The organism is Kosakonia sp. H7A, from assembly GCF_003028445.1.
Classification (GTDB): Bacteria; Pseudomonadota; Gammaproteobacteria; order Enterobacterales; family Enterobacteriaceae; genus Kosakonia; species Kosakonia radicincitans.
The window spans coordinates 1-444 of the sequence record NZ_PYTZ01000128.1; the positions used below are offsets into that span (position 1 = coordinate 1).

Sequence of the window (444 nt, forward strand, 5' to 3'; positions counted from 1 at the left end):
CACAGCGGCTCGCGCGCGGTATTCGACCACCCGCGCAACCTCAACGACGCACGCTTGCGCCAGCTGGCGGCCAAGGGCGGGGTGATCCAGGTCAACGCCTACGGCGGATATCTCACCGCCATCACCAAGTCGCCGGAGCGGCTGGAAGCGGAGAAAGCGCTGGAAACACGTTTCGGCGAGTACGACGGCATGAGCATGGCGCAAGCACAGGCCTATGGCGAAGCATTGAAGGAGCTCGATGCACGCTATCCGGTGAAGAAAGCCACGCTGGATGACTTCCTCGCCCACCTGGGCCACATCCTCGATGTCGTGGGTCCGGAACACACCGGCATCGGCATGGATTGGGATGGCGGTGGCGGCGTGCAGGGCATGGAAGACGTGAGCCAACTGCCGAAGATCACCGCGTGGCTGCTGCGCAAGGGCTATAGCGAGAAGCAGATCGCC

At 63.7% G+C, this 444-nt stretch carries 1 protein-coding gene; it reads left to right on the forward strand.

Going from position 1 to position 444, the window contains the following annotated elements:
- Positions 1-444, forward strand: a 444-nt coding sequence (locus tag CWM66_RS28560) for a membrane dipeptidase (protein WP_199200100.1), incomplete at both ends; no start/stop codon positions are given.